The sequence below is a fragment of the Chitinophaga sp. S165 genome (assembly GCF_003182155.1).
GTDB lineage: Bacteria > Bacteroidota > Bacteroidia > Chitinophagales > Chitinophagaceae > Chitinophaga.
In genome coordinates this window covers 1,877,103-1,902,680 of the sequence record NZ_QGTG01000001.1, presented here as the reverse complement: position 1 = coordinate 1,902,680, position 25,578 = coordinate 1,877,103, and the positions used below count along the sequence as shown (strand labels likewise).

Annotated in this window: 23 protein-coding genes; 12 read left to right on the top strand and 11 right to left on the bottom strand. The window is 44.5% G+C overall.

What is annotated here, in order from left to right; genetic code table 11:
• Position 1 precedes the first annotated feature (1 nt).
• The 3 genes from C7475_RS06970 (at position 2) to C7475_RS06960 (ending at position 2,311) form a co-directional block, all read left to right on the top strand.
• The gene (locus C7475_RS06970; RefSeq protein WP_110052579.1) at positions 2–409 is read left to right on the top strand and encodes an NUDIX domain-containing protein; all 408 of its coding nucleotides are present in this window, start codon (positions 2–4) and stop codon (positions 407–409) included.
• 31 nt (positions 410–440) lie between these two features.
• Positions 441–1,424 (top strand): aldo/keto reductase, encoded by a 984-nt coding sequence (locus tag C7475_RS06965; RefSeq protein ID WP_110052578.1) that lies wholly within the window; start codon positions 441–443, stop codon positions 1,422–1,424.
• Positions 1,425–1,771: 347 nt separating this feature from the next.
• The gene (locus C7475_RS06960) at positions 1,772–2,311 is read left to right on the top strand and encodes a hypothetical protein (RefSeq protein WP_110052577.1); all 540 of its coding nucleotides are present in this window, start codon (positions 1,772–1,774) and stop codon (positions 2,309–2,311) included.
• A 137-nt stretch (positions 2,312–2,448) separates the two neighbouring features.
• Here the strand turns inward: C7475_RS06960 and C7475_RS06955 are convergent, their stop codons facing one another.
• Both C7475_RS06955 and C7475_RS06950 read right to left on the bottom strand, forming a co-directional pair.
• Positions 2,449–3,225, bottom strand: a complete 777-nt coding sequence (locus C7475_RS06955; protein ID WP_110052576.1) for an SDR family oxidoreductase — start codon at positions 3,223–3,225, stop codon at positions 2,449–2,451.
• On the bottom strand, positions 3,222–5,420 hold the full coding sequence (locus C7475_RS06950; protein ID WP_110052575.1) for a hypothetical protein: 2,199 nt from the start codon (positions 5,418–5,420) through the stop codon (positions 3,222–3,224). Before C7475_RS06950 ends, C7475_RS06955 begins: the two co-directional genes overlap by 4 nt.
• Positions 5,421–5,687: 267 nt before the next feature.
• On the opposite strand from C7475_RS06950, the gene C7475_RS06945 reads away from it, so the two are divergent.
• Positions 5,688–6,791: a metallophosphoesterase gene (locus tag C7475_RS06945; RefSeq protein ID WP_110052574.1), complete on the top strand. Its 1,104-nt coding sequence runs from the start codon at positions 5,688–5,690 to the stop codon at positions 6,789–6,791.
• Between the two features lie 67 nt (positions 6,792–6,858).
• On the opposite strand, the gene C7475_RS06940 is transcribed toward C7475_RS06945, so the two are convergent.
• Positions 6,859–7,719 carry an alpha/beta fold hydrolase gene (locus C7475_RS06940; protein ID WP_110052573.1) on the bottom strand — a complete coding sequence of 287 codons (861 nt, stop codon included), beginning with the start codon at positions 7,717–7,719 and terminating at the stop codon, positions 6,859–6,861.
• Positions 7,720–7,800: 81 nt separating this feature from the next.
• A complete protein-coding gene (locus tag C7475_RS06935) occupies positions 7,801–8,478 on the bottom strand; it encodes an alpha/beta fold hydrolase (protein WP_110052572.1) in 678 nt (225 codons plus the stop codon).
• A 150-nt stretch (positions 8,479–8,628) separates the two neighbouring features.
• On the opposite strand from C7475_RS06935, the gene C7475_RS06930 reads away from it, so the two are divergent.
• The 5 genes from C7475_RS06930 to C7475_RS06910 all read left to right on the top strand — a co-directional run bounded on the left by C7475_RS06930 (position 8,629) and on the right by C7475_RS06910 (position 16,246).
• A complete protein-coding gene (locus C7475_RS06930) occupies positions 8,629–9,597 on the top strand; it encodes a YjgN family protein (RefSeq protein WP_110052571.1) in 969 nt (322 codons plus the stop codon).
• 6 nt (positions 9,598–9,603) lie between these two features.
• Positions 9,604–10,680 carry a M48 family metallopeptidase gene (locus C7475_RS06925; protein WP_110052570.1) on the top strand — a complete coding sequence of 359 codons (1,077 nt, stop codon included), beginning with the start codon at positions 9,604–9,606 and terminating at the stop codon, positions 10,678–10,680.
• Between the two features lie 193 nt (positions 10,681–10,873).
• Complete coding sequence (locus C7475_RS06920) at positions 10,874–11,614, top strand: SDR family NAD(P)-dependent oxidoreductase (RefSeq protein ID WP_110052569.1); 741 nt, start codon at positions 10,874–10,876, stop codon at positions 11,612–11,614.
• Between the two features lie 486 nt (positions 11,615–12,100).
• Complete coding sequence (locus tag C7475_RS06915) at positions 12,101–13,333, top strand: CehA/McbA family metallohydrolase (protein ID WP_233259778.1); 1,233 nt, start codon at positions 12,101–12,103, stop codon at positions 13,331–13,333.
• A gap of 513 nt (positions 13,334–13,846) precedes the next feature.
• Positions 13,847–16,246 carry a discoidin domain-containing protein gene (locus tag C7475_RS06910; RefSeq protein WP_110052568.1) on the top strand — a complete coding sequence of 800 codons (2,400 nt, stop codon included), beginning with the start codon at positions 13,847–13,849 and terminating at the stop codon, positions 16,244–16,246.
• Positions 16,247–16,313: 67 nt separating this feature from the next.
• On the opposite strand, the gene C7475_RS06905 is transcribed toward C7475_RS06910, so the two are convergent.
• The 7 genes from C7475_RS06905 to C7475_RS06875 form a co-directional block, all read right to left on the bottom strand.
• Positions 16,314–17,498 carry an acyltransferase gene (locus tag C7475_RS06905; protein WP_110052567.1) on the bottom strand — a complete coding sequence of 395 codons (1,185 nt, stop codon included), beginning with the start codon at positions 17,496–17,498 and terminating at the stop codon, positions 16,314–16,316.
• 131 nt (positions 17,499–17,629) lie between these two features.
• Complete coding sequence (locus C7475_RS06900) at positions 17,630–18,718, bottom strand: nitronate monooxygenase family protein (protein WP_110052566.1); 1,089 nt, start codon at positions 18,716–18,718, stop codon at positions 17,630–17,632.
• A 9-nt stretch (positions 18,719–18,727) separates the two neighbouring features.
• The gene (locus tag C7475_RS06895) at positions 18,728–19,180 is read right to left on the bottom strand and encodes a nuclear transport factor 2 family protein (RefSeq protein ID WP_110052565.1); all 453 of its coding nucleotides are present in this window, start codon (positions 19,178–19,180) and stop codon (positions 18,728–18,730) included.
• Between the two features lies 1 nt (position 19,181).
• A complete protein-coding gene (locus C7475_RS06890; RefSeq protein WP_110052564.1) occupies positions 19,182–19,916 on the bottom strand; it encodes an SDR family NAD(P)-dependent oxidoreductase in 735 nt (244 codons plus the stop codon).
• Between the two features lie 4 nt (positions 19,917–19,920).
• Positions 19,921–20,139: a 4-oxalocrotonate tautomerase family protein gene (locus C7475_RS06885; protein ID WP_110052563.1), complete on the bottom strand. Its 219-nt coding sequence runs from the start codon at positions 20,137–20,139 to the stop codon at positions 19,921–19,923.
• Between the two features lie 32 nt (positions 20,140–20,171).
• Entirely contained in the window at positions 20,172–20,690 is a 519-nt protein-coding gene (locus tag C7475_RS06880; RefSeq protein ID WP_110052844.1) for a YceI family protein, read from the bottom strand.
• Between the two features lie 120 nt (positions 20,691–20,810).
• Complete coding sequence (locus C7475_RS06875) at positions 20,811–21,386, bottom strand: Crp/Fnr family transcriptional regulator (RefSeq protein WP_110052562.1); 576 nt, start codon at positions 21,384–21,386, stop codon at positions 20,811–20,813.
• Positions 21,387–22,082: 696 nt separating this feature from the next.
• Between C7475_RS06875 and C7475_RS06870 the strand changes: the two genes are divergently transcribed.
• Genes C7475_RS06870 through C7475_RS06860 form a run of 3 tightly spaced genes read left to right on the top strand, consistent with a single transcriptional unit; the run spans position 22,083 to position 25,524 of the window.
• Complete coding sequence (locus tag C7475_RS06870) at positions 22,083–22,712, top strand: hypothetical protein (protein ID WP_110052561.1); 630 nt, start codon at positions 22,083–22,085, stop codon at positions 22,710–22,712.
• 11 nt (positions 22,713–22,723) lie between these two features.
• Positions 22,724–23,713, top strand: coding sequence for an MFS transporter (locus C7475_RS06865; protein ID WP_110052560.1), 990 nt, complete (start codon positions 22,724–22,726; stop codon positions 23,711–23,713).
• Between the two features lie 44 nt (positions 23,714–23,757).
• A complete protein-coding gene (locus tag C7475_RS06860; RefSeq protein ID WP_110052559.1) occupies positions 23,758–25,524 on the top strand; it encodes an OmpA family protein in 1,767 nt (588 codons plus the stop codon).
• The last annotated feature ends 54 nt before the right edge of the window (positions 25,525–25,578 follow it).

The following is a 25,578-nucleotide window of genomic DNA, read 5'->3' as shown; positions in this document are numbered from 1 at the left end:
AATGAAGGCACTTAAAACAGTTGGGCTTTTATCAGTTCAGCAACGGAAACTTTTACTGGCTTACAGTAAGAATAAGAAATGTTTTTATTTGCCTGGTGGAAAAGTAGACGAGGGAGAGTCAGAAACCCAGGCATTATGCAGGGAAATAGCGGAAGAACTGAATGTGAGCATGACAGAGCAGGAGCTGGTCTATTATACGCATATAACAGCTCCTGCGTTTGGTGAGAAGGAAGGTATTATCATGGAACAGGACTGTTACTGGCTTCATCGTGATATCGTACCTGAACCGGCTGCGGAAATAGGGGAGGTGCGGTCCTTCTCTGTAGCGGATTATTTAATGCAGGAGACGCAGGCTCCCGGAGTTATAGCAATACTGAATAAATTACACCAGGAAGGTTACATAGATTAACGCACATAACATTCACAAATCGTTATAAGTTATGAATTACAGACCATTTAAAGACGTACAGGTTGCCGAAGTAGGACTTGGCACCTGGCAACTCGGAAGTGCAGATTGGGGAAATATTAATGAAGATGAGGCATTAAAAATACTGCAGGCCTATACAGACGCCGGAGGCAATTTTATAGACACTGCCGACGTCTATGGGATGGGTGTCAGTGAGGCTATTATTGGTAAATTCCTTCAGTCGGTGAATAAGGAGATCTTTGTTGCGACAAAGCTGGGGCGCAGAGGCGATGCGGGAAATGGCTGGCCTCAAAACTTCACTTACGACGCAATGAAACGTCACGCGGAGGAATCTTTACGTCACCTGGGCGTTTCACAATTGTTCCTGGAACAGTTACACTGTATTCCTACAGAAGAAATGCGTTCGGGAAAGGTGTTTGATAATTTAAGGAAATTGCAGCAGGAAGGATTGATCCGTTATTTTGGCGCCAGCGTTGAGACTTCGGAAGAAGCGTTGATCTGCCTTGAGCAGGAAGGGCTTGCTTCGTTACAGATCATTTTTAACCTCTTCAGGCAACATGTGGCGGACGAGGTTTTTGCAAGAGCGAAAGAGAAAGGTGTGGCCCTTATCATACGTGTACCGCTGGCAAGTGGCTTACTAAGCGGGAAGTTTAGAGAAGATACTGTTTTTGCGGATAAGGATCACCGTCATTATAATGCCAACGGGGAGTCATTTAACGCGGGGGAGACCTTTTCAGGTATCGAGTTTGGCGAAGGCGTAAAACTGGCTGGTAATATCAAAACCTTATTACCGGATGAGCGTATGGCAGAATGGGCGATCCGCTGGATACTGGATCATCCGGAGGTAACTACAGTTATTCCTGGAGCTTCTAAGATCAGCCAGGTGAACAGTAATGTGGCAGCGTCCGGTTTACAGCCGTTACCATCATCAGTTCATGAGCAACTGAGAAAGTTATACAATGAACAGATCCATAGTAAGATAAGGGGACATTATTAATAAAAGAGTAAGCCACGCCGGTAAATCATGGGCGTGGCTTATTTTGGATCATATCCGTTACTCCACGCATCGTAGTCCGGAACCGGAGGGTTTGACGATCCGGAAATTCCTCGATAATAGCCTCCGCCAGTAGAATTAATCCTTCTGAAGTGTTCTGATAGGCTTCCTATCTGCTTGATACAAGCATACCATAAGGTCACCAAAAGGGTATTTAAAGGTCATTTATATATCAAATCGATATTGAAGTGACGTTTAGGTGATATTTTAATAACATTTTAGTAAGCTTTTACGTACCTTAGAAAACAGATATAGTAACCTTGTAATTATAACCTCAAAACGACCTTTTTATGGCCATTGTTAAAGACAATATCCTCATGCAATTGGTGCGGGGCACCCTCGGCAAACAGATCACGATCTACGAAAGGAATGGGCAGATCATTATGGCGAAGAAACGCGGCCCATCAAAGAAAAAGCCTACACAAAAACAGTTGGAAGCAAGGCATAAGATGACTATTGCTTCGATGCGTGCGCAGATAATGCTGGAAGATCCTCAGATCAAGGCTTATTATCAGTCGCTGGCAGGGCCGGGGCAAAATGCCTATAACATAGCGGTGAAGGATGCTTACCGCAGTCCCGAAGTCCAGAATATCAGATTGGAAGGTGATGAGGTGGTAGTGACTGCCCAAAATGAGTTCCGTGTAGCAGAAGTGGAGGTAAGGGTGACAGACGCAGAAGGTGTTATCACAGAAAGCGGCCGGGCATTTTTGGGCCGGAACGGAGTAGACTGGCATTATAAAGCAGCCACATTGCCTGAGGGTGGTAAGGTCATTGTGGTAGCGAAAAGTTTGCCGGGCAATCGCACAATAAAGGAATTGTTGCTTACATAAAGGTCTTCACCGTTTACGAATGGCTTCTTTTGGTGAAGGAACATTCTCAAATGCGCTTAATTTACCAGCCGGTTTGGATTATTTTGATATGTGATGTTCCACGTTAAAAGTGGATAGGCGTAGCTGTGACAATAAGCTCAGATCATTTGCAGGTGCGGGCGTATCTTCAGCTCCACAACATCGCAACGCGAAGGTTGAGCCAGACAATATACCACGGCATATGCAATGTCTTCTGCCTTTAGCATCTCAAGATTCTTTATTTTTTCCCGTTGTTCTTCCGGTGAAGAGGGCTGCATATCTGTCCCGACTGCACCGGGTTCTATAAGGGTTACCTTGATGCCGTATTCATTGACCTCTTTTCGCAGGCTTTCAGAAAAGCCCTGGATTCCTGATTTCGTGGCAACATACACAGAACTGCCTTTCTCTCTTACATCAGCACTCATAGATCCTATGTTGATGATGTGACCAGCCTGACGTGCTTTCATCTTTTCAATAGCGCGATTGCTACAGGCCAGATAGCCCAGTAAGTTTGTTTTGATGATATACTCCCACTCTTTATAATTTCCATCAACTATGCTTTGATAAGCCAATGCTGCGTTATTGATCAGTATATCGAGTCCCTTGAAGCGTTTGTCCACTTCATTAAAGATATTCTCAATGCCTTCGGAAGTGGACATGTCTGCGATGATCCCACGGATCTTGTCACCAACGTCAATCTTTCCTGCATCTTTGAGCGTGTCTTCGAGGTGCGCCTGATCCAGTCCGGTAAGTAAAATATTTGCTCCCATAGAAGCCAGTAACAGGCTGATAGCACGTCCTATGCCGGTGGTGCCGCCGGTAACCAGGATAGACTTACCGCTTATGTTCTGCGATAGATAGTCAGTATATGCTTGGTGTGTGATATTAGTTGTCATTGCTGTTTATTTATTTCGATGATCTGATCTCCATGAATAGTATATTCCAGATGTCCTTCAGTAGTCATTTTACCCTCAATGGTCTGTTTATCTTCTCCTGCTATGACTGTAAGTCCGGAAAGAGGTTTTCCGCTCAGACTTAATATGCGGAGGCGGCAACTAAGTGCCTTCACTCCAAGCACTTTGAACCGAAATCGGTTTCCCATGCAATGTTCTGCTGTCGGGTAGTCTATAAAGACCAGGAAATCGCCGTCAGGCACTTTAAGATAGTGGCGGGGTAAAATGCCAAAGGCAAGCCCGGCGCCATATACTTCCTGGCCTACAAGACCGGATTTCTCCCAACCATCATGAATGTCTTCCAGTGCCACCCATAACTTGGGGTCCACCTCTCCTGTTTTAACTTCTTCTGAAAGCATTGCCTCGGGCAATAATGGAGGATAATAATATACAGCGCGGTAAATGAAATGCCTGATAAATTCCGCCATTAGCATTGCAGCTGAGCGTGCCAGTGGCGCGTCGTTGGCATGCTGTAGAAAATCATGAAATGCGGCGAAACATTCCTGTTCCTCATAAACGGCAGTGTATGGAGCGTTTGTTAACGGAAAGAGTGCAAAGAATAGTGGAAAATGTTTCAGGTATCCATAGCTGCATTGCCATAAGGCCACATTTGCAAATAAATTCGCAAGAAAGACAAAGGCAAGATCGAGATACAATTCATTCTTTGTTATATTGTATAATCTTAACATAGCGCCTGCCGAGAACGCGGTATTATTTGCCTGATACATAATGTTGAAGCCATAGGCAGTAAGGCTCTGAGCAGCTTGTTCCGCTTCGGAAAGATAGCGTTTGTCGCCAGTCAGTTCCCAGGCCTGCAGCATAACATGCGCATACATCCCTGCTACATCTTTTTCTCCGCCCTGACCGGGAGCAGTTTCCTCTTTAATGACTTCCAATGTATTAAGGTCAAAAAAAACAGGCCAGCGGTAGTTAAAATGACGGGCTACTTTTATCGGGAATTCCAACGATTTAAGGAATAACGTCTTTGCATCTTTGTCACCTCTCAACGCCATTCTGGAGAGGTTAAGTAAAGGATGATAGAGATACCAGGAGTCCATTACATTGGCCTGCTTATGAGGTTCGGAACCATCAAGCATATCCGCCCTGGCTGGTAGCCACCGGTGTAATATGCCAGTCTCTTCGTCAAGAAAATCCGGAAGGACTTCTTTTAATATATCAATTAACGGCACATGTTTCCCCTGCCACGACGAGTAGTCCAAGAGCGGTAGTAATACTGCAAGCTGTACCATCACCTCAGGAGGATTGGCATAATCGCTTACGTAAGCATTGAGAAAAGATTTGCCGTTATGATAGCTCCAGCAGCCTTTATTATCTTCAAGATCTTTCAACGATCTGTTAAGAATATCAGGATAGTCATGGTAAGTGGTATCAGGAACGGGAAGATGAATATACAGATCCGCCAACCGGTCTATAAACTGCCTGGCAATGGCAAACTGGTCGTTCGGACGAACAGGGTCGAATACAACAAATGTATCCGCAATGGTGAACATCCTGTCAGGCGGTAATAGTTTATCTTTTGTAGGTGGAAGGGAAAAACCAATTTCAGGCCACATTCCACCGACTGTATCACCGACAGATGTAGTTGTAGTCTGGAAGTAATCGTCCAGGGCGGAAAAGTTTTGCAGGTATAGAAACGAACCGCTCTCAGGCTTTTTTATGCCTGCATATATTAAACCGCTGCGTATCCCTGTTTGACTGATATAAACTTCGCCTTCGCTATCGTGTGGGCTGGAGCTTTCTTCAATGATAAGGAGGTCTTTCGGCCAGAAGGGGATCGCTGTGGGAACAGCAGCCTGGAAGCGGACTGTATAGTGTAGTACCGGCTTCTCTTTCGCCGGTAACTTGATCTCAACTTCAAAGGTGCCCGTTAATGAAGTCAGCATGCAAACGATACTATCATCGTTTTCAGCAATGTTGCTAATGACAGGGCCATCAGGAGAGTATACTGTGCGGAAAGCGATTTTAATGTTTGTATTGAGTGAGACGGTGATCCAGAATGAATCTTCACCGGAGGACCCACAAAGTTCGTACTGCCCCAGCTGTCTTGAAAATACAGCGCTGTTATGTCCGGTAAGCTGCTTCATAGCAGTTGCTGCCCATAGTGTTACTCCTGCCATTGTATATGCATTTACTTGATCTGTTTCAGCATGAGATTGTTGCTGTTTTAGGGTGATAATTATGTATCAACAAGTACTGTACCATGCAGGAGGGTCCCCTTAGTTAAATGACCGGATCAGAAAGCCGGTATGGTATGTAGCGCGTAATAAACAGACAGAAGAGTATTTCCGGGAACTATTGCACCTATCTGTTCCGGACATTAACGTCATGCTACTACCTAGTAGTCGTTTTTGCGCTTATCTTTATCCTGTACTATTGCTATTGTCATGAGATATAAAACACCTGTGCTAAAGAAAGATCAGCCAGACGACTCCTACAAGTTCAGAGCATTGCCTAAACCAAGTGGTGCTTATCCTTATCATTTATCTATACGGGATGTTATACCTGATATTAACCATGACAAAATGATATTTCATATGGTGGGAGATACGGGAAGTATGCGCAGCCCCGATTTTCAGGAAAAGGTAGTAGGGCAAATGGTCAGGCAGTATCAGAACTCTTCAAAGCATGATCAGCCACAGTTCCTTTTTCATCTCGGAGATGTCGTGTATAATCATGGAGAGGCATCACAGTATCAGCGGCAGTTCTTTGATCCTTATAAACTATATCCGGGACCAGTCTTCGCTATAGCTGGTAATCATGACAGTGACGTCAATCCTGACGTAGCGCCCTACAACAGCCTGGATGCCTTCATGACCGTATTTTGTGATACGGCCCCGCATCAGGTGGCTTTTAGTGGCGGTTCTGAGAGGAAAAGTATGGTCCAACCCAATGTATACTGGACGCTGACAACGCCGCTTGCCAATATCATCGGTATGCACAGTAATGTGCCTAAATTCGGGATAGTGACGGACGAGCAAAAGGAATGGCTGAAAGAAGAGTTGAGGACTGCAGATAGGGAAAGGCCGGGGAAAGCAGTGATCTTATGTATACATCATGCGCCTTATTCTGCTGATGTGAATCATGGGGCCAGCATTCCTATGATCACACTGCTGGAGTCAGTTTTTGCTGAAACGGGTATCCGGCCGGACATAGTCTTTAGTGGTCATGTACACAACTACCAGCGCCTCAAAAGGAATTATCCTGAAGGTAAACCTATATGTTTTATAGTTGCCGGAGGAGGAGGTTATGATGAATTACATGCCGTGGCATCTGTTGAAGATAACCGTTTTACCAACGAAGATCCTTTATTAAAAAACGTTGACCTTGAAAGTTACTGTGATGATAAACATGGTTTTTTAAAGGTCACACTGGAGAGAAGGGATAAAGGACTGACATTAACCGGTAATTATTATGCGATACCCCACCCCGGTACGCCGGGAAGTGATGTAACAGCCACACTGGAAGATACCTTTACAATAGAAATATAACTAAAAAATGCAGGGACTATCAGCCTTTCGCCGGTAGTCCCTGCTTATATTAAAGACGCAGGTGGTATTAGTTGAAAATACTTTCAGTAGTAGACAACCTGCGGTAAGGCTTTATAAAAAAGTCTTTAATGGTGCTGTTAAAAGCATCTTTACGGGAAATAGCTCCGCTATGACCTGTACCCGGAATGATCCATAGATATGACTTCGGAATGTGCCGGCTGATGAGCACTGTATGCTGCAGGTTGATAAGATCCTGGTCTCCGCCTATCACCAATGTGGGACATTTTATAGTTTCCAGTGCTGATACAGGAATATTCGGTTCCTCTACCAGTATCCTCATTAATTTCAGATCATTCCTGTCTTCAGCTGTCTTATTCTGCTTGTTCAGCAGATCATTATAATCTGCTTTTACAAGGCTTAACAGTGCCGGATTTATTGCAAAGGTATCGGGCGCTATGTTTGCGCCGCTAATGGCCAGTTTCTTGACCTTATCGGGGTGTTTTATAGCCAGCAGTAAACCGATAATACCTCCGTCGCTCCAACCGATCACCTGAACAGAGTCCAGGTGTTTAGCCTCCAGCAGCGCATTGAAATCTTCCGCCATCATATCGTAGGTCAGACTATCCGAAGGATCTGTGGAACGCCCCTGCGCACGGCTGTCGGCCACGATTACCCGATTGGTTTTGGCAAAGAAGGGGATCTGGTACCTGAAATCTTCAATAGATCTGCCGTTACCGTGGATCAGCAATATAGGAGTGCCACTTCCATATTCTTCACAATACATGCGGAAGTTGCGGATGTTATAATATTTGCCGGCAGAAGGATTATGTCCGTAGCTGGTAGTTGTTTTTCCGGCTTTCAGCACCTGTGCTGAAGCGTAAAGGCCTGATGCGGTCAGCAGCAGGAGGGTTAAAATGTAACGGTGCATTTTCTTCGTTTTGTTTGGAGAACAAAGGTGCTACAAAATATCTGATGAAGGGATCACCGAAAACGGGGAATTGTTTGTTACTCAGCTAAGGAAGAATGCCAGCAATGAAGGCGTTACTTTTTCCACCGGATGAGGAGTGCCGGGAAGCACAGCCATTTTTGCATCAGGCAGCGCTTTGTAAGTGGCGATCGTCTCTTCAAATGTCACCATTTTATCTCTATCGCCCAGCATAATCAATGACGCTGTTTTAATGTCCTTATAGTCATCAGGTTTCAGAGGATTGTCTTTACCCATTCCGGTCAGCATATCGGCTGTGCGCTGAACAACCTCCTTCCAGTCGTTGGGGGCATGCAGATCGGCCAGAACAGCAGCAAAATCAGGCACCTTTTCGGTAATGACAGCAGTATCCAGCATTTTGATCTCCCTGGCGGCGGTGGTCTCGTCCCAGTGGAATTTAGTGCCCAGGGTAATAATCCTGTTAATCAGTCCCGGATGATGTTTCGCCAGATACATGGCGACGTAACCTCCCATGCTATAGCCAAAAATGGTCAGCTCGCGAAGGTCATTTGCCTGGATATATTCCAGTGTAGCTGTTGCAAACAGTTTAATAGAGAACGGTCCTTCGGGGAGTTTCTTTCCCCCGTGACCGGGAAAATCAAAAAGATGTACATCATACTTTTCGGATAAGGAGGCTGCTATAGCTTTTAACTGGCGTGATGCGCCTATGGCGCCATGGAGTATTAACAAGGATGGTTTCATACGCTGAATTTAATGGATTTTTTACTGTAATGGATTGAAGAACAAAGGAAAGGCAATTTTTGTTGTTACACGCAGATGTTAAGAGAAGTATAAAATTATTTAATATATTTGATGATATTAATTATTAACCTATACCTTAATCCCCTACACATGGAACAACAGTACAGCCCTTCGGGCACTGTAACCAGCCGTCCCGTATTAACATTTCACGGCGATGGTGGTACTTATTTCGGCATTCTTTTTTTAAACGGGCTGTTAACGATGATCACGTTGGGCTTGTATTACCCCTGGGCAAAAGCAAAGAAATTGCAATATCTCTATTCCTCTACTGAAATGGAGGGTTCCCGCTTTGCATGGAGCGGAACTGGTAAAGAGATGTTCAAAGGGTTCCTGAAAGCAATGGGTATTTTCCTTGCTTTGATCATTGCAGTGCAAGTTCTTGCCTACTTTAAACTGCCTTTGATCGGAGGACTGCTTTATCTCGCCTTTTTGTTACTGGTAGTGCCGGTAGCTATTCATGGCGCGAGCCGTTATCATTGGTCAAGGACCTCCTGGAGAGGTATCCGTTTCGGTTACCGTGGCGACAGGAATGAATTTGTGAAACTGTTCATCAAAGAGATGTTCCTGACCCTTATTACGATCGGCATTTACAGTTCCTGGGCAGCCATCAACATCCGTAACTATCTGCTGGGAAATATCCGCTTCGGCAGTGGCGAATTCCGTTACCAGGGTAATGGTACTGACTATTTCTTCATCAATCTGAAAGGTTATTTCCTATCGGTCCTGACATTGGGTATCTATTCGTTCTGGTGGCAGGCTGAAATTTTCAGTTATTACATCGATAACCTGCGTCTCGTACAGGGCGAAAAGACCTTCAGATTACGTTCTACGGCTACTGGCAGCAATTTTGCCGGACTGCTGATCGTAAATGCACTGATCTTTATCTTTACATTGGGTATTGGTTACGCATGGATTCAAACGCGTACAGTACAATTCCTGCTGTCACACGTAGAAATAGAAGGAGACGTTGACCTGTCAGAACTTGCTCAGACTGAAGAAGAATATAGAAACGCAACCGGCGAGGATATGGCTGATATGTTAGACCTGAGCATTATTTAATAAGACATGTATAAAGGAGATTTTTACGATCACAAGGTAGCAAAAGCAATTCCTGTCACTGTTCAGATTTTCACAGAGAGCCTGTTGCTGGATCATGCCCGCGAAGGTATGCCTGCTAAAAAGCTGCAATGGCTCTTTACAGAGATCACTGTTCAGGTAAGCGACCGCAATTTTATCCGTATCACTTCTACGGGAGACGATGCGGGTACGCTGGAAGTGCATGACCCTGTTTTTGTAGAAACATTCCTTCAGATTTACAGACACACACGCGGTGCCAGTTTACATGAACTGGCATTGCGTGGTGGCTATAAGGTCGGTCTGATTTCATTGATCATAGTGATCGGTATCCTGCTTGCAGGACATTTCTTTATACTGCCCTGGTGTGCCGACAGGATTGTTGATCAGCTGCCAAGATCTTTTGATAAAAAGATCGGTGAAACGGCCCGTCAGAGTATGCTGGAAGAGATTGATACAGCAGGCAGCCAACTGCTGACGAAATTTGCTGCAGAGATGAAATGGGATACTCCTGACTCACTTGTCTTTACTGTAGTGCCCAGCAATATAGAGAATGCATATGCGCTTCCTGGTGGTTATGTAATGGTATATACGGGATTGCTGGAGAAATTAAAAACCAAAGAAGAACTGGCCGCGCTGTTATCTCATGAAGTGGCCCATGTCGCTCATCGTCACTCTGTCAGAAAATTATGCCGTGACATGAGTACAACAATGTTGTTGTCTGTAGTGCTTAGTAATGTCGGAGACGCTACAAGTATCCTGTATGCTAATGCCAGCTCTATATATAGCCTTACGTATTCCCGCAAGTATGAGGAACAGGCAGATATCACCGGCCTGAAAACCATGCGCAGCAATCACCTGGACCAACAGGGCATGCTGCGGTTAATGCAGGAATTGAAGAAGCTGGACCAGAAGATAAAGGTCCCTGAGTTTATCAGCACCCATCCGTTGACCGATAACCGCATCCGCTACGTACAGCAGGATATTAAAGCACATCCAGCCAGCGCTGAAAGCAATGAAAAAATGGATGCCTTGTTCAAACAATTGCAGCAGCGATATCATAAATAATCTCCGGTGTCAACTCCAGTTGGAATAATTGTCAAAAGGCTAATGTCATTTTTCTGTTATAAGCCCCAGGATCCGTTTTTGAAAAAGCTTCAAAATAGCTAAAACCAACCCTGACTATATTCACTTACCCTGCGGTAAGCTCTTGAAAAGTCCCTCATTGCTGCCTTCCTTTGCATCAAAATCAGTGAGTTTTATGAAAAAGAGCATTTTGATCACAGGAGGAACTTCCGGTATAGGAGAGGGAATTGCACGATATTTTTATGCAGAAGGATGGCAGGTTTTGATAACAGGCAGAAATAAAGAGAAACTTGCTGCTTTGTCAAACGCTATGCCCGGGCTGCATGCATTAGAGTATGACACACTTATAGAAGGTGATGAATTAAAAATATTTCAGTTCATCCGTTCAACCTGGGATGGTAAACTGGATGTACTTGTTAACAATGCTGGTCATGTGGAACTGACGCCGTTGAAACAGATCAAAAGTAAGTCAATGGCGGATATGTACCGCACGCATGTTATAGCTCCTTCACTGCTTAGCTCCGGCTGTATTGAATTCCTTACAGCAACTAAAGGACATATCATCAACATCAGTAGTAGTCATGGAATAAAGGTCTATCCGGAGCTCAGCGCTTATGCCGCTGCAAAAGCCGGTATTAATATGCTGACGAAGGTATGGGCGCTGGAGCTGGCGCTGCATGGTATCCGCGTAAATGCAATAGCGCCGGGTCCTACCAACACGCCGGTCCTGGATAACGCAGGACTGCCGGTGGAGATCATCCAGGCCATTCATGAAAGCGAAAGAACATCCATTCCTTTACAGAGAAGAGGCAATGTATCAGACATAGTAGCGCATGTTGCAATGCTTGTTACTGCCGACTCTACATGGGTAACGGGTACTATATTGCCTGTTGACGGCGGGCTTTCGATTACCTGATGCCGGTTGGGTAATACGTAAACAGAAGGCCCCTCATTTCAGAGGGGCTTTTTCTATTAATATCTGTGATGTCCATGCCCATGATAATGATGGTGAGGGCGTGGATGATGATAACCCGGCCTGTCACGAACAACCAGGCAACTGCTTAATCCGGAAACAACTACTGCTATTATGATAAAATACTTTAAAGCTTTCATGTTGTGAAGTTTAATTTAGCGTGATGAATATTTAGTTAAGCGTTCTGCAGTCCGTTTAAACTTCTTTTCAGCTTGAATAATGACAAAACTGTGCCAGACCCTATCCGAGACTGTTATTTATTGTTAACGCCCGTAATGAGGCTTAAATAGCCAAACCAGTCATCACATTTAATGATCTCTTGATCTAAATTTAACATCGTCAGCTTTTGCCGATATATACCTTTGCGGGCGCATACACCAATTACCGCTGTTTGATACGCTGCTTAATTGCCACCATAATAACTTTAATATGATGTTCAAGAACAATGGAAAAAAAACGCTGTTGAAAGGCGTAGCCTGTACCGGATTGGTAATAGGTATGACCAGCTTTATTAACTATGCTGTGATGGCGCAGGCAACTCACAGTAACCCATGGGCGCCGGCTGAACTCAATACGTTGCCGCCAGTGGCAAACCTCAAAGGTGGTGTGTGGCTAAAGGGTGACCTGCATCTGCACTCCAGGCATAGCAAGGAGTCTTCCAATAATCCCATTTCAAAGATCATCGCCTTTTCCAAAGCCGCGGGCATTGATTATGTCGCTATAACAGATCATGATAACCATGTAGAGGGAGATGTAGCCCATAATACCTGGGCGGACCCTGAATTTAAATCAGATTCAGTATTGTTGTTGTATGGTGCTGAATGGACGACTACCCGCGGGCATGGCAATGTTTTTTCCGCGAAACCATACGATCACCAGCGGTTGTATGATGTGCGCGATCAGCGTGATATTGTAATTGGCGCTGTGAAGAAACAATTAGGTGTTCACCTGTCTGCCAATCATCCCAGTGGCAAAGATCATTTCGGATACTCCTATGACATGATAGAATCTATCGAAGTATGGAACTCCGCTATCTGGTCTAAGAATGAAAATGCGATCATGATATGGGACGATATGCTTTCGTCTGGTCGTAAGTTGACCGGCAGGGGAGGAAGTGATGCGCATCATGGTACACCCGACACGCCCGATAAAGCAACAAAGAATAGTGTACAGGCTACAGCAAATTACGTAGGTACACCAACAACGTGGGTTTATGCTACCTCGCGGACTTCACAGGCAGTAGTGGATGCGCTTACGAATGGCCGTGTATCAGTCAGTGCAAATCCTTATGCGCCGCGTGTTGAATTCTATGCAGATCTGGACCAGGACGGTAAGATGGATATGATGATGGGAGATAATACCAGACCGACAGGTAAGCCGGTGAAGTTCAGTATACAACTAAGCGGAAAAACTGTACCGGAAGAAACCTATACGATCTATGTCGTGAAGAACGGAAATAAGTTTGATACCTTAAAGGTAACGGGTAAAACACCTGTTGCCGAGTTTACCGATACTCCGGGAACTACAGGAAGGACCTATTACAGGGTGACTGTAGAAGGACCGCCTACACCATATCCACAGGTACCGGAATCAATGAAACTGAGCGGGAATATGGTTGGTTTGTCTAATCCAATTTTCTTCAATTTCGACCCTGACTTTTAATTTATTTAACGCAGAAGCAGCTTTCGTATGCTGCTTCTGCGTTATAATCACTTTTCCTTTTGTTCCCCATTCCCAGCCTCATTACATTGATTCCGGTATAATAACCGGTAAATTGAAAAAGTTCCTTTTTTTATTACGTTAATTATCAATCCGGTGTGTCTGCATCGTTGAAAAAAATGACAATAGGATCAATATCCTATTGGTGGGGATACTAATTAGATATATCTTTATATTATTAAAAGACGATATCAGTCATCCGGAAAACCTATCAGAATAACCAATTAAACTTCCATTACAATTTGAAGAAATTCTTGACCATTACAATGAGCCTGTAGCTTTCAGCACAGGACAATTACATTGATGCAAATCATTCATATCACGCTGTGACTATACCTGATCCTTCAAGGTGTAGCCAGGGATATGTAATATACTTATGACTACAAGTATCCTGCCTCCGGGATCCTTCCCTCTTTTTTTAGATATATCCTTCATATAATCATTAAAACTCTAATTATGCAGAGAATTAAACTACTATTTCTCGTTGCGCTCCTGGCGTTATCAGGGGCCGGTTTTGCCCAGGTATCATGTTACAATATCGTGGGTTATTATCCCTCATGGGTAGCCGGTGGTAGTGCTTACATCGACAGTCCTTCAAAAGTTGATTACAGTAAGTACACCCATATTTGTTATGCGTTTGCAATTCCAGGCAGCGACGGTAACATAGGCAGTGTAGACGGTGGTGCTACGCTGACTGACCTCGTAAACAGGGCTCACGCCGCGAATGTAAAAGTACTGTTGTCAATTGGTGGCTGGCTGACGTCTTCACCAAGCAACACACCTTTTGAAGCCATTTCAACTAATCCTACTGCGATCAACAACCTGGCAAATGCCTGTGCTAATCTGATCACGAAGTACAACCTGGATGGTATTGACCTGGACTGGGAATATCCTACTACAAAAGCCAGATGGAATAGCGTTGCTACTGTACTCGGTAACAGGTTCCATAGCATGGGTAAGCTGTTCACTGCGGCGGTTTCTGAAAGCGCCAGCAATAACGGTGACCATTATGATAACGTTTCCATGTTAGACCTGGTGAACATTATGTGTTATGGTGGCGATGCCCTTGCGAGCAGTTCTATCGCTTACTGGACATCACGTGGTGTGCCACAGAATAAAAGAATGCTGGGTGTTCCATTCTATGAGGAACATAACAATACTGCAGAGCATATCAGAAAGGCCAATCTTGCAAAATCTACTTCAGCTGGTATCATGATCTGGGATATTGCTACAGAATATGGTGATATCAACGCTATCTACAACACACTGGGTAACGTTTGTAAAGGTGGTGTTGGTAATCCGGTTCCGCAGAACCTGGCATCCAACAAGCCAGTGAGCGTATCTTCAACTGAAGCAAATGCACCTGTGAATGTATCAGCGGCGAATGCTACTGACGGTAACTACGGAACCCGCTGGGCTTCCACTTTTGCTGATCAGCAGTGGATCTACGTTGACCTGGGCGCTAACTACGATATCAACAGGGTGAAGATTACCTGGGAAGCTGCTTATGCAACTGCTTATCAGGTAGAGGTATCTTCAAATACTAACGACTGGACACCGGTAAAATCTGTTACAGGTAATACTACACTGGTTAATGATCTGACAGGATTATCAGGTAATGGCCGTTATGTAAGGATCAATTGTGCTACAAGAGCAACTACATATGGTTTCTCTATATTTGAACTGGAAGTATATGGTGCAGCACCACAGGCTCCTCACGGTGGAACTGCATGGGCTATTCCTGGCAAAATTGAAGCGGAAGACTTCGACAATGGCGGTGAAGGTGTAGCTTATCATGATCTGACAGCTACCAATACACAGGGACAGTACCGCACTACTGAAGGAGTAGATATTGAAGCTGCTACTGAAGGCGGATACAATGTAGGTACTATCCAGACTGGCGAATGGCTGGAATACACAGTGAACATCGGTCAGGCCGGTATTTATACTTTACAGGCAAGAGTAGCTGCAATAGCTGCAGGAAAAACATTCCATGTGGAACTGAACGGTCAGAACATCTCCGGTACTATTACAGTACCAAATACAGGTGGCTGGCAGACCTGGGCTAATGTAAATGTAACTACATCAGCATTAACTGCAGGTCAGAAAGTACTGCGTGTAGTGTTTGATGCTAACGAGTTCAACTTCACTTCGTTTACTTTTGCCCTGCAATCTCAATCTGATAACGCAGCGGCTAACAAAACCGTTTGGGCGTCTTCTATCGAAACACCAGATTTCCCCGCTACTGCTGCTGTTGATGGCAACGCTACAACAACACGCTGGTCTTCCGCTTATACTGATAACGAATGGTTAGCGGTTGATCTGGGCACAGCAAAAGATATCTCAAGAGTTGTAGTGAAATGGGAAAATGCTTACGCAACATCTTATACTATCGAAACTTCTAATGATACTATCAACTGGACCGTACAGAAATCTGTAACTAACGGCACCGGTGGTACTGCTGATCTGAGCTTCGCAACAGTGAATGCCCGTTATGTAAGGGTTCATGGTCTGCAGAGAGCTACTCCATATGGATTCTCCATCTGGGAATTTGAAGTGTATCCTGCTGCACCTGTAGCTGGAAGAACACTTACAATGGCTACTTCTGTAAAAGGAACTGAAAATGCATTCTCTGTGAATGTATCGCCAAACCCGGCTACAAACCTGATGAACATTCAACTGAAAGGTGCTGCTAAAGCTGCTGTTTTAGAAGTTTACAGCATCGCTGGTAAGAGAGTATATCAGGCTAAAGTTAACGGTAATGTTAACCAGCTGCAGGTAGATATTTCTTCATGGCCTAAAGGTATCTATATCATTTCAATCGGCGATAGCCGTAAGAAAGTAGTTGTAGAATAGTAGTAATACCGAATCAACGAATCCTTATTGAACGAGGCCGTCTCAAATCTGGGACGGCCTCGTTGCATTATAGGTATCTCTTTGCGAAAGAGGATTTTCTGAGTAAAATGCTGATCATCCAACTGACGATCAACGCATTCAAAAATACAATGGTGAATTTGACAATCGCCGGTGTATCAATATCCAATAGGAAAAACTGTGTCCATATAACAAAGATGTAGTGGATCAGGTACATGAGGTATGCATTGGCGGATAATGAGTCCAGCCAGGGTTTCGGCGTGTTTACCGTGGCCCTGAAGGTTGTAACGAATGCAATACAGGTTAGGGTGCACGATAAAACATACACGGTATAATAGATCATCCATGCCGAAAACTCGGGGATAATGCCTTGTATGACCATATTCTTCAATACCGCTTTTTCTCCGGAGACCGTTAGTATCAGATAGACAGCCAATGCCAGCAAACCCCATAGCTTCCAGTTGCTGACCAGCCGGGAATCCTTTGCAAAAATGCCATTGTGAAAATCGGAACTTCCAATGAAGGCACCCAGCATAAAGTAACCAAAGTATAACAGGATGCGGCTTAGCTGGAAGTCGAACGGTCCCCATCCCGTCCATTTGCCCGCGCCGGTATTATAGGCTACCGGTACATATAATACCCATGTCAGCACAGCCAATGATAGGAATACCAGCATAGGCTGGTTACCTAAACCGTGCAGCTGGTCCCCTGTATTTTTATAGGTCCTTTTCATGAACGCATATGTCAACGCAAACAACATGTTAAAGAGGAAAAGTACCCATATAAACCACGGTGGGCCTACAGGCCATTTTTCGGTAGTAAAAAAGTCGATGATATATGCTTTGATATCGAGTGTATTATGGGCTACACAAAATGCGGGGAAATGGGCTATAAGATTTGACAAAGTGCCGATTAACAGAAAGGGGAGGAACAAGCGTAAAAATCTATCCTTAATAAAAATCATAGCTCCCTTTTTAGCAATGCTTTTGGTAAGGAACAGTCCTCCGATAAAGAACATAAGCGACATAAAGAATATGTCGTTGAAGTTCTCGAAAATATCCAGTCCTATCCATCTTTTACTATCTACGAGCGGATGTGTGGAGGTGATGTATGCCTCCTTATTAAAGTTTGCGAATGTAGTATAGGCAAGTGATGAATGGTGAGCAACAACCAGTACGGTGATCGTAGCTCGCAGGTAATCCACCCATTTGTCACGTTCTTCGTTTTTAACCATGCAGGATAGTGATTGAGACCATAAAATACAGAACAGCTTTATAATAAGGTTGCAGGTGGAATGAGAAAGTTGCATGCAGTCTGTAATAAAACGACAAAAAGGCTACACACGTAGCCTTTTTTCTGTTTACATCATCTGGTGCTCGAACTGTTGAAACATGCGTTTGTTTCTTCGATCAGCGATTGCATCAGCGCTGAAGCCTGTCTATGTTTAATTATCGGTGCTATTTGTCCACCCCAGAAATATACCATATCCCACTTTTGCTGTTCAACGGCGGCAGCTCTCAATGATGATATAAATGTCGTTTGTAAAGGGAAAGGAAGAAAATGGAGATCAGTTCCGGATGTTTCTTTCGTTATTCTGTTGGCTATTCCCCGGCCAAGCCTGCCGGTATAAGCTCTGGAAAGCGTAGAATACTTTGTTGCATCAGAGAATAACATCTGCCGGTGAGCGGGCGAAGCATTCGATTCGTCACAGGCGAGGAAAGCCGTGCCGACCTGCGCTGCGCTGGCGCCGAGCATCATAGCCGCCGCAATGCCTTTGCCGTCTGCAATGCCACCGGCAGCAATAACAGGTATTTTTACTTTTTCCCTGATCAGTTGAAGCAACACAAAAGTACCGGTCATTGATGTTTCTGCGGATGCCAGGAAAGAGGGCCGGTGTCCGCCGGCTTCAAAACCAGAAGCAATGATCAGGTCTACACCCGCGTTTTCCAATGCTATTGCCTCGTCCAGCGTGGTAGCAGCACCGGCGGTAATGATACCTTGTCTGCGACATTGTTCCAATATATCTGCCGATGGTACGCCAAACACAAAACTGAATACCTTTGGACGTATATCAAGTAACACCTGGACCTGGTTTTCAAACCTGGTATTGAATGGTGCTGGTTTATGTGGCAGTGGAACACCGAGTTCCTCAAAGTAAGGCCTGAACTGTTGTATTGCCTGTTCGTATACAGTATCGCTAACTGTACCGCCGATCGCATCACTGTCTGAAACCCACAAATTGATATTATAAGGTTTGCCTGTAGCCGCTTTTATTTGTTGATCTATATCGATAATCTCTTGTGGGGTAAGCGTGTAGGCTCCATAGCCGCCGAGACCTCCTGCATTGGATACTGCCGCCACCAGTTCTACCGATGAAAGACGGCCTCCAAACGGGCCTTGCATGATCGGATATTCTATACCCAGTATCTCCGTTACTTTTGTGTTGTGCCACATGGTGATTAGTTATTGTTGGACGTCCGTCAACATTTTATTGACGAGCAACCATTTACCATCAATCTTATGGAAAGATAAAAACTCATGATAATTAAAATCGTACATTTTTACCTTTACTTCGGCTACCCCAATAGAGTTGACCGCTCTTACTGATACGATCTCCCCTTTAAGTGGTTTACCCGAATCTTTCGGGCTCTGGCGATTTGCTACGCCGTCAAGATATTGCTCGAGTGTTTTAGCATAAGGCTGTCCTTTCACATCTCCGAACAGGAGTGTGCCCGGATGATATATCTGTTTCAGGAGGGCGGTATCGCCTTCGTTGATGCCTTTAAAATAATAGTTTTCCAGTACATCGGAAATAGCGGCTATATCAGCTTTTTGCGTGTCCATCTTATTTGCCTTTTGAGCTTTTATGGCCAGCGGAACGCCGGCCATAAAAGCGAGTATTAATAATAGTTTCATATTAGCTCAGATGATGCCCGGCGCCTGCTCCACCGTCAACGTTGATGATGGCACCGGAGATGAAATTGCTCTTCGCAACTGTGTAAACCATTTCAGCTACATCTTCTACTTCACCTACGCGGTTCAGCAAGTGCAGTCCCGCAGTTTCGTCAGCCTTTTCACCGTGCATCGGTGTACGGATGGTACCTGGCGCTATGGTATTAACGCGGATGTTATCCTTGCCGAATTCAGCGGCCAGCTGAAGTGTCAGGGAATGTATCGCGGCCTTACTGGACATTGGTGCAGTAATAGGAACACCACCCAGGGCATGATGTACCAGCGGAGTACCTATGTTGATCACCACACCGCCATGTTGTTTTAGCATCTGAGGGATAACTGCCTGTGTAGTGAAGTAGGTACCTTTCAGGTTGGTGTTCAGGAAGCGGTCCAGATAAGCTTCGTCTACTTCCAGGAATGGCTTGGTTTCGAATATACCGGCATTGTTTACCAGCACATCTGCAGAACCAAACTTTTCAACTGCGGTAGCAACCAGTTTTTCACCTGTTTTTTTGTCGCTGATATTACCGGCTACCATGGCCAGGTTACTGCCTGCTCCAAGTTCCTGAAAAGCTTGCTCCAGTTTTTCTGGTGTTGTGGAGTTAATAACTACATTATCTCCTTTTTCGAGGAAGTATTTTGCTACTTCTTTACCTATACCGGATGATGCACCGGTTATTATAATTGTTTGCTTTTTCATTGTTTTATTTTTTATCTGCTGTGATTCCTTTTTCACGGAGAACAGATACCTGTTCGCCCGCATACCCCCAATCGTCCAGGTTTACTTCCTGTATAACAACGTGCGTCAGATGGGGATCTTTATTCAGCACATCGGTGATCAGGTCTGTTACGCCTTTGATCAGTTGTTGTTTTTGCTCACGGGTGACTCCCTCACGGGTGAGTTCAATCTTTACGTAAGGCATTTTTTTTGTTTTTTAGAGGGTGAATTGGATTATCAGGCAGCTTTCGCTGTGATAGTTACCTCAAGATCAAAATCATTGTAGATGAGCGTGTCGCCCAGATCTTTGAAGAAATTACCGGAACGGAACTTAATATCGTATTTGGTACGATCAATAACGATCTTTCCGGAGGCAGTCAGGGTCTCGCCATTGGTATTGATAGCAGCGTCAAAAGAGACAGGATGCGTAATACCTTTGATGGTCAGATTACCTTCAACACGATTACCTGATACGGATGTAATATCCAGCGTAGCTTCAGGGAATTTGTCGATAGAGAAGAAGTCGTCAGAAGCCAGGTGACCTGCAAACTGAGCGTTCGTTGCCGGATCTGTTACGTCCAGGATCTTAATGGAAGTAGTGTCTATGATGACCTTACCACTTGCTAATTTACCGTCAGTAACCACTAATGTACCTTCTTTAATGCCAATGGTACCATTATGTGCACCAGTTACTTTACGACCGGTCCAATCAATATTACTTTGTGCGTTTACGATCTGAAATTTTTTCGTTTCCATTTTGTGTATGTTTAATTGTTTACGTTTCATTTACAACACAAAGGACGTAAGGAATTTCAAGGTGGTTACGTGACGTATATCACATTCAATAATTATGTGACCTACATCACATCGAGGGGGTTAACGGCCGTTATAGAGCCGGCTTAATGTCTCTCTGGTAATGCCCAGGTAAGCGGCTATCAGGTGTTTCGGGACCAGGTTGTATAGTTCGGGGTAAAGGGTTAACAGCTCTTCATAACGTTTCTTGGCATCATTGTTCATAAAAGACAGGAGCCTTTTCTGTGAAGCTACATACCCCCTGTTTGTTCGCCAGCGAAAGAAATGTTCCACCTGGTGTATTTCGGAACAGAGTTTTTCACGGTCGGCATTACTAAGGCAAAGCACTTCCGCATCAGTGATACAATCGACATTGATGGTTGCCCGGGAATGGCTGTAAAGTGCATTGTAGTCAGATGTCCACCAGGTAGGCATTGCAAATTGCAGGATGTACATCTTAATGTCGTCGTTAATAAAAAATGCTTTCAGACAACCGGAAAGCACAAAGTATTCGCATTCTACTTCATCACCTTCACTAATGATGGTTTGACCTTTTTTAAAGGATTGTTGGCTGAAATGGGAGAAAAAATAATCAAACTGTTCGTCGGTTAGCGACGCTGATTTGAAAACATGCTGTTTTAGTAATTCCCTTGCATTCATTTTTTAAAGGTATGAAACTCATTGAAAATCTGGACAAATTGCAGGTCAAGTCGTCGATTTTCCTTTCTAATTGTTTGATTTTAAAGATATTATTGTTATATGTACCGTTGATCATGCTTTTTTTCCTTTCAACCGCTTATATTTGCCTTCATCCTTAAATATTGCCGTTCATAATAGTTTTCATCCATTCTACAACAAAATTCACCGCTCATATTGGATTATGTAAAGGAAGTGTTAACGGCTTCATACCTTTACTCTATCAAACTAAACAAGAGTTAATCTCTATACTATATGAAACTGTTTCTGGATCACCTGATAGCTCGCCTTCATTGAAGAGCTATGACTACCGGAAATTCCTACCCTGTAAAACACATACAGTACAAGAATTTAACGGAGTTGCGATTGCGGCTCAGCAGGCATTGGGCCTGGGTTTTATTCACTCGTACTAATTTTCCTTTCAGAATGTAACAGAAATGAATTGTTGGCAATATTGCACCTCATTCAGGCGCTCTTATGTCAAATTAAACAGCAAGCTAAGTGTCAGTTAAAGGCTGATTAAATAGCCCTATACAACGTATTTCCGGCAAGGCCTGCCGGGGTTCCCTGATAAGACTTAAGAAAAAACGCGACGAATAGTCGACCGAGCTATGCCCTTTGCACAGATTATTTTATTCACCCTTATAAATCACACACACTATGGCCTCTTTGGGTAAAAAGATCTTATCCGCTTTCATAGAGATGGAGGATAAGACAACAAAAAATGAGGATGCAGCAGCACCATCGCTGCCGGCATCCCACGTGCCTGCCGGCAGCCAGGAAGGACGAGCTGCAACAAGCATTGATGCTAAGTTCAGCGACCACTTTAACAGGCTGTTTGCCGACGCCAACCTGCCTGGTCCTGACTATTATGAGTTTTTTAAGATGACGGACGCAATGCATGTCATCAAAGACGAAGGCGCCCGCTTTAGTGCTGCCTTTGCAGGTTTACAGGCTCAGGGCCTGGACAAACAAAAACTCCTGTCTTCAGCCCAGGAGTACGTAAAAATTCTTGATGCTGATGCCGCGGCTTTTCACAATACTGTAGATCAGGCTTTGCTTGATAAAGTGCAGAATAAGAAGAAGGAGATGGAGGAAGTACAACAGCGCATACAGAAGCTGTCGCAGGAAATAGTCAGCCTGCAGCAACAGATAGGTGTGCTTACGAAAGAAGTAGCAGAGAATGAGGCGAAGATCGAAAGTAACAGTTCCGGTTACGAAGCTGCCCTGGCAGCTAGCAGAAATAAACTGCTGCAGGATATAGAAAAGATCAAGCAATACATACTTTAAAATAACTAAAAATGAATGAACTCATGAATAAGGCCGTAAAAACCAACTGGTTTTCTGAGCCTAAAAATCTCGCTACCGCAATAGTGGGTATCTCCCTCTTCGCTGGACTGGGATATGCATTTGCTACCTACATCTTACCATGGCTGGTAACTGTTACCTGGAACCTGATTAACCTGATTATCGGCGGTGTAATACTCGGTTTTCTGCTGTTGCTGTTCACCAACAAAAAGTTTTGGCGGGCACTGAAATATTTTTCGGAGTTCATCGCCAACTACACTATCGGATTGGCTATCGAACTGAACCCCTTTGCCATTTTGCAGGCGAAGATCGATCAGGGTTATGAGGACAGGAATACACTGTTCAAACAGACTGGCAGGTTGAAAGGAAAGCAGAGTGAATTGATGGATAAACTCTCCGAAAAGGAAAAGGAACTGCAGCTGAATATTCAGAAAGTGAAGATCCTGCAGAGTGAAAATAAGAACAGCAGGCAGATAGACCTGTACGCCAACAATGTGATCCGTTGCAAAGAGTACATAGACAATGTAACACCTATAGTCGGAGATCTGAACAAACTGGTGTCTTTCGCAGATGCAGCTTATGAAGAAAGTGGCCTTATGCTGGAAGACGCAAAACTTGACCTGGAAGCTAAAAAGGACCTGTACTACTCCGTTACCACAGGTCTGTCTGCAGTGAGTAGTGCTATGAAGGCGTTCAAGGGAGACGATGCTTTGAACCAGGATGCTGAAAAGGCACTGGCAATACTGAAGGTGCGCATCGGTGAGAAGATCGGACATATCAAATCGGCCATAGATGTTACATCACGCTTTATGGACGACAAGGTATTGGAAGATAAAGCCAAGTCAGCACAGGCGGTGGAACTGATCAACAGTTTCGATAGGTCCGATTTTAACTATACGCAGTCTGCCCTGAACAGGGATGGTGATAGCGGAAGACTGAAAGGTGTGCAGCCAACTGATAGGTACAGAGGATTACTGGATTAATACTTTATAAACGAAATTTTAAAATATACTAAACACAACATTAGATGGCAATCAAATTAAAACCCGCAGGAAAACTGTTCATTATTGCTGCAGTGGTAGCAGCCGGAATCTTAGGCGTAAGATGGTACCAGGGACGTCCAAAGCAAGTGAGCGAGTCACTGGAAGTAGGAAAGGTAGTATTACCGGACGCACCTGAAGCGTCTTTTAGTGGTGCCGGCAAGCAATTGCCTTTACCAGGCAACGAGCCGGCAGGAAATGGCGGTACGCAGATCACCTGGTTACGTATGGCATGGAACAGCCAGTTTTCGGGTATGTATGCGAACGGTGGTGTAAGAACTACCAAAGGTTCATTGTTTGACAATGCAAAACTTGACATTACTTATGTACGCCAGGATGACTGTAACAAGCAGATGGCTGACCTGGTGAAGTTCGCGCAGGACTATAAGAAGGATCCCAATACACCTGGTGTACTGATCACGTTCATGGGAGATGGTATGCCCGCATTCATGACTTCCCTGTCAAAAGAACTGGAAGCCCTCGGTAATGAATATCAGCCTGTGATCATCCCGGTAACACACGGTAAATCATACGGTGAAGACCAGGTAATGGGGCCTCAGCAGTGGAAAGCAGACCCTAAGAATGCTATCGGTAAATGTGTGGCCGGCGTACTGCGCGATGGTGACATCAACATCCTGCTGAAATGGGCAGGCGATAATGGTTTAAAGGTAAACCCTGATGAAACCACCTATGATGCTACCGCTATCAATATTATTGCGGCCAACGACTTCCTGGATGCGCCTAATAAGTATATAGCCGGTTATACCGAAAGCCGTAAAGTAGTAGTAAACGGTAAGACTACCGGTAAGGACACTACTGTAGGAGTGGATGCGGTTGCTACCTGGACTCCCGGCGACGTGAACATTGCTGTAAAAAAAGGTGGCCTGGTGACTATCGCCAACACCAAACAGTATGCATCGCAAATGCCTAACCAGACTGTCGCGATCAAAAAGTGGGCAAATGATCACAGGACCGATGTGGAGAATATGATCATTGCGCTTGCCCAGGCTGGCGATCAGGTACGCTCATTCAATGAAGCAAAGGCTTTCGCCGCTAAAGTAAGTGCTGAAGTTTATAATGAGCAGGATGCTGCTTATTGGCTGAAGTATTTCAATGGCGTGGAAGAGAAAGATGTTCAGGGTATGAAGGTGTTATTAGGTGGATCCGCGGTATTTAACCTGAAGGATATGGCTAATACGTTCGGATTAGGCGATGACAAAATTGACAGGTATAAAGCGGTGTACAACACATTTGGTGGCCTGATGGTGAAAATGTACCCGACGCTGATGCCATCATTCATGCCTTATGAGAAAGCGGTAGACAAGTCATTCCTGTTCTCCGTACTGTCAAACCACCCGGAATTGCTGGAAGGAAAGGCTATTGAAACGAAATATGCCAGTGAGATCACTTCAGAAGTGTCATCAAAGTCTTATAGCATAGAGTTTGAGACCGGTTCTGCTGTTATCAAGTCTTCTTCTTTCAAACTGCTGGATGAGATCTTCGAATCTGCTGTAGTAGCGGAAGGTTTGAAAGTAGGAGTATATGGACACACTGACAATGTTGGTTCGGATGCAACAAACATCCCTTTATCCGAAAAACGTGCAACAGCTGTACAGGAGTATCTGATGAAGAAAGGGCTTTCCGCAAACCGCGTGGAAGCGAAAGGTTATGGTGCCACCAAGCCTATAGCTAACAACAACACAGAAACTGGAAGAAGCCAGAATAGAAGGGTTGAAATAGTGTTAGGTCAGTAATAACTATCAGGATAGCCGCTGTAAAAACAGGGGCTATCCTTTTCCCTAGTCCTA

What these genes read in the sequence shown, in the direction of transcription:
- C7475_RS06950 (WP_110052575.1), bottom strand. Translation starts at nt 5,420, where the DNA reads ATGGCAGGAGTAACACTATGGGCAGCAACTGCTATGAAGCAGCTTACC.
- C7475_RS06870 (WP_110052561.1), top strand. Translation starts at nt 22,083, where the DNA reads ATGGCCTCTTTGGGTAAAAAGATCTTATCCGCTTTCATAGAGATGGAG.
- C7475_RS06955 (WP_110052576.1), bottom strand. Translation starts at nt 3,225, where the DNA reads ATGACAACTAATATCACACACCAAGCATATACTGACTATCTATCGCAG.
- C7475_RS06885 (WP_110052563.1), bottom strand. Translation starts at nt 20,139, where the DNA reads ATGCCTTACGTAAAGATTGAACTCACCCGTGAGGGAGTCACCCGTGAG.
- C7475_RS06930 (WP_110052571.1), top strand. Translation starts at nt 8,629, where the DNA reads ATGGAACAACAGTACAGCCCTTCGGGCACTGTAACCAGCCGTCCCGTA.
- C7475_RS06905 (WP_110052567.1), bottom strand. Translation starts at nt 17,498, where the DNA reads ATGGTTAAAAACGAAGAACGTGACAAATGGGTGGATTACCTGCGAGCT.
- C7475_RS06875 (WP_110052562.1), bottom strand. Translation starts at nt 21,386, where the DNA reads ATGAATGCAAGGGAATTACTAAAACAGCATGTTTTCAAATCAGCGTCG.
- C7475_RS06890 (WP_110052564.1), bottom strand. Translation starts at nt 19,916, where the DNA reads ATGAAAAAGCAAACAATTATAATAACCGGTGCATCATCCGGTATAGGT.
- C7475_RS06945 (WP_110052574.1), top strand. Translation starts at nt 5,688, where the DNA reads ATGAGATATAAAACACCTGTGCTAAAGAAAGATCAGCCAGACGACTCC.
- C7475_RS06895 (WP_110052565.1), bottom strand. Translation starts at nt 19,180, where the DNA reads ATGAAACTATTATTAATACTCGCTTTTATGGCCGGCGTTCCGCTGGCC.
- C7475_RS06920 (WP_110052569.1), top strand. Translation starts at nt 10,874, where the DNA reads ATGAAAAAGAGCATTTTGATCACAGGAGGAACTTCCGGTATAGGAGAG.
- C7475_RS06900 (WP_110052566.1), bottom strand. Translation starts at nt 18,718, where the DNA reads ATGTGGCACAACACAAAAGTAACGGAGATACTGGGTATAGAATATCCG.
- C7475_RS06935 (WP_110052572.1), bottom strand. Translation starts at nt 8,478, where the DNA reads ATGAAACCATCCTTGTTAATACTCCATGGCGCCATAGGCGCATCACGC.
- C7475_RS06865 (WP_110052560.1), top strand. Translation starts at nt 22,724, where the DNA reads ATGAATGAACTCATGAATAAGGCCGTAAAAACCAACTGGTTTTCTGAG.
- C7475_RS06925 (WP_110052570.1), top strand. Translation starts at nt 9,604, where the DNA reads ATGTATAAAGGAGATTTTTACGATCACAAGGTAGCAAAAGCAATTCCT.
- C7475_RS06940 (WP_110052573.1), bottom strand. Translation starts at nt 7,719, where the DNA reads ATGCACCGTTACATTTTAACCCTCCTGCTGCTGACCGCATCAGGCCTT.
- C7475_RS06880 (WP_110052844.1), bottom strand. Translation starts at nt 20,690, where the DNA reads ATGGAAACGAAAAAATTTCAGATCGTAAACGCACAAAGTAATATTGAT.
- C7475_RS06965 (WP_110052578.1), top strand. Translation starts at nt 441, where the DNA reads ATGAATTACAGACCATTTAAAGACGTACAGGTTGCCGAAGTAGGACTT.
- C7475_RS06910 (WP_110052568.1), top strand. Translation starts at nt 13,847, where the DNA reads ATGCAGAGAATTAAACTACTATTTCTCGTTGCGCTCCTGGCGTTATCA.
- C7475_RS06860 (WP_110052559.1), top strand. Translation starts at nt 23,758, where the DNA reads ATGGCAATCAAATTAAAACCCGCAGGAAAACTGTTCATTATTGCTGCA.
- C7475_RS06960 (WP_110052577.1), top strand. Translation starts at nt 1,772, where the DNA reads ATGGCCATTGTTAAAGACAATATCCTCATGCAATTGGTGCGGGGCACC.
- C7475_RS06915 (WP_233259778.1), top strand. Translation starts at nt 12,101, where the DNA reads ATGATGTTCAAGAACAATGGAAAAAAAACGCTGTTGAAAGGCGTAGCC.
- C7475_RS06970 (WP_110052579.1), top strand. Translation starts at nt 2, where the DNA reads ATGAAGGCACTTAAAACAGTTGGGCTTTTATCAGTTCAGCAACGGAAA.